This is a genomic window from Micromonospora sp. NPDC048986 (assembly GCF_040649335.1).
GTDB classification, from domain to species: domain Bacteria; phylum Actinomycetota; class Actinomycetes; order Mycobacteriales; family Micromonosporaceae; genus Micromonospora; species Micromonospora alfalfae.
In genome coordinates this window covers 1,892-5,304 of record NZ_JBEZFJ010000030.1, presented here as the reverse complement: position 1 = coordinate 5,304, position 3,413 = coordinate 1,892, and the positions used below count along the sequence as shown (strand labels likewise).

Sequence of the window (3,413 nt, the reverse complement as noted above, 5' to 3'; positions counted from 1 at the left end):
AAGATTGTCCGGCGGCGTCCTACTCTCCCACACCCTCACGAGTGCAGTACCATCGGCGCTGGAGGGCTTAGCTTCCGGGTTCGGAATGTAACCGGGCGTTTCCCCTCCGCCATGACCGCCGTAACTCTATGAACATATCAAACAACCCCGGCACCACTACACGGGTGTTCGCTTGTTCAGAGTTGCACAGTGGACGCGTAGCAGCTTAGTAGTCAAGTCCTCGGCCTATTAGTACCGGTCAACTGAACCCGTTACCGGGCTTACATTTCCGGCCTATCAACCCAGTCGTCTAGCTGGGGGCCTTACCCCACAAAGTGGGTGGGATACCTCATCTTGAAGCAGGCTTCCCGCTTAGATGCTTTCAGCGGTTATCCCTTCCGAACGTAGCTAACCAGCCGTGCCCTTGGCAGGACAACTGGCACACCAGAGGTTCGTCCGTCCCGGTCCTCTCGTACTAGGGACAGCCCTTCTCAAGTATCCTACGCGCACGGCGGATAGGGACCGAACTGTCTCACGACGTTCTAAACCCAGCTCGCGTACCGCTTTAATGGGCGAACAGCCCAACCCTTGGGACCTGCTACAGCCCCAGGATGCGACGAGCCGACATCGAGGTGCCAAACCATCCCGTCGATATGGACTCTTGGGGAAGATCAGCCTGTTATCCCCGGGGTACCTTTTATCCGTTGAGCGACACCGCTTCCACTCGCAAGTGCCGGATCACTAGTCCCGACTTTCGTCCCTGCTCGACCTGTCAGTCTCACAGTCAAGCTCCCTTGTGTACTTGCACTCAACACCTGATTGCCAACCAGGCTGAGGGAACCTTTGGGCGCCTCCGTTACCTTTTAGGAGGCAACCGCCCCAGTTAAACTACCCACCAGACACTGTCCCTGAACCGGATAACGGTCCGAAGTTAGATACCCAAATCAACCAGAGTGGTATTTCAAGATTGCCTCCACCCATACTGGCGTATGGACTTCACCGGCTCCCACCTATCCTACACAAGCTAATTCGAGTACCAATGTCAAGCTATAGTAAAGGTCCCGGGGTCTTTCCGTCCTGCCGCGCGTAACGAGCATCTTTACTCGTACTGCAATTTCGCCGGGCCTGTGGTTGAGACAGTGGGGAAGTCGTTACGCCATTCGTGCAGGTCGGAACTTACCCGACAAGGAATTTCGCTACCTTAGGATGGTTATAGTTACCACCGCCGTTTACTGGCGCTTAAGTTCTCCGCTTCGCCCCGAAGAGCTAACAGGTCCCCTTAACGTTCCAGCACCGGGCAGGCGTCAGTCCATATACATCGAATTACTTCTTCGCATGGACCTGTGTTTTTAGTAAACAGTCGCTTCCCCCTGCTCTCTGCGGCCATACAACGCTCCACCCGCGCGGGGCTTCACGTCTCCGGCCCCCCTTCTCCCTAAGTTACGGGGGCAATTTGCCGAGTTCCTTAACCACAGTTCGCCCGATCGCCTCGGTATTCTCTACCTGACCACCTGTGTCGGTTTGGGGTACGGGCCGCTAAGAACTCGCTAGAGGCTTTTCTCGGCAGCATAGGATCACTGACTTCACCTGAATCGGCTCGGCATCACGTCTCAGCCTTCATGTGTTGCGGATTTGCCTACAACACGGCCTACACGCTTACCCCGGCACAACCACCGGCCGGGCTCAGCTACCTTCCTGCGTCACCCCATCGCTTGACTACTACCCATCAGGTTCCCACGCTCCCCACCCTCAACCCGAAGGTCTTGGATGGATTGGGTGGTTAGCACAACGAGGTTCATCAGGGACGCTCTTTCGCGGGTACGGGAATATCAACCCGTTGTCCATCGACTACGCCTCTCGGCCTCGCCTTAGGTCCCGACTCACCCAGGGCGGATTAGCCTGGCCCTGGAACCCTTGGTCATCCGGCGGAAGGGTTTCTCACCCTTCTTTCGCTACTCATGCCTGCATTCTCACTCGTGCCGCGTCCACAACTGGGTCACCCCGCTGCTTCACTCGCGGCACGACGCTCCCCTACCCATCCACACACCTGCACAAGGAATCACGTCCAAGCGAGGATAAAATGTGAATGCCACAGCTTCGGCGGTGTGCTTGAGCCCCGCTACATTGTCGGCGCGGAACCACTTGACCAGTGAGCTATTACGCACTCTTTAAAGGGTGGCTGCTTCTAAGCCAACCTCCTGGTTGTCTATGCGACCCCACATCCTTTTCCACTTAGCACACGCTTAGGGGCCTTAGCTGGTGATCTGGGCTGTTTCCCTCTCGACTACGAAGCTTATCCCCCGCAGTCTCACTGCCGCGCTCTCACTTACCGGCATTCGGAGTTTGGCTGATTTCGGTAAGCTTGTGGGCCCCCTAGACCATCCAGTGCTCTACCTCCGGCAAGAAACACGCGACGCTGCACCTAAATGCATTTCGGGGAGAACCAGCTATCACGGAGTTTGATTGGCCTTTCACCCCTAACCACAGGTCATCCCCCAATTTTTCAACATTGGTGGGTTCGGCCCTCCACGCGGTCTTACCCGCGCTTCAGCCTGCCCATGGCTAGATCACTCCGCTTCGGGTCTAGGACACGCGACTGAATCGCCCTATTCAGACTCGCTTTCGCTACGGCTCCCCCACACGGGTTAACCTCGCCACATGCCACTAACTCGCAGGCTCATTCTTCAAAAGGCACGCCGTCACCCCGCAAGGCTCCGACGGATTGTAGGCGAACGGTTTCAGGTACTATTTCACTCCCCTCCCGGGGTACTTTTCACCATTCCCTCACGGTACTTGTCCGCTATCGGTCACCAGGAAGTATTTAGGCTTACCAGGTGGTCCTGGCAGATTCACGGCAGATTTCAGGGGTCCGCCGCTACTCGGGAACACCCACAGAAGGTCAGCAACTTTCACCTACCGGACTCTCACCGTCTACGGTCAGCCATTCCAGACTGTTCGACTAGCCACTGACTTTGTAACTTCTCGAACAAGTGTCAGCTTGTTCAGCAGGGTCCCACAACCCCGACCACGCAACCCCTGACAGGTATCACACGCAGCCGGTTTAGCCTCGATCCGCTTTCGCTCGCCACTACTCACGGAATCACTAAATTGTTTTCTCTTCCTACGGGTACTGAGATGTTTCACTTCCCCGCGTTCCCTCCACACACCCTATGTGTTCAGGTGTGGGTGACACCACATGACTGGTGCCAGGTTTCCCCATTCGGACACCCTGGGATCACAGCTTGGTTGACAGCTCCCCCAGGCCTATCGCGGCCTCCCACGTCCTTCATCGGCTCCTGGTGCCAAGGCATTCACCGTTCGCCCTTGACAACTTGACCACAAAGATGCTCGCGTCCACTGTGCAATTCTCAACAAACGACCAACCCACAACCCGATCCGCCCCACACCAAACCCAACACCAGTTGGCGGTATGT

General features: G+C 56.5%; 2 rRNA genes. Both read right to left on the bottom strand.

The annotated features are described in order from the left end of the window. Nucleotides 1-6 precede the first annotated feature (6 nt). A 5S ribosomal RNA gene (gene rrf / locus AB0B94_RS33185) occupies nt 7-123 on the bottom strand. Between the two features lie 85 nt (nt 124-208). Beyond that, a 23S ribosomal RNA gene (locus AB0B94_RS33180) occupies nt 209-3,317 on the bottom strand. Between the last annotated feature and the right edge of the window lie 96 nt (nt 3,318-3,413).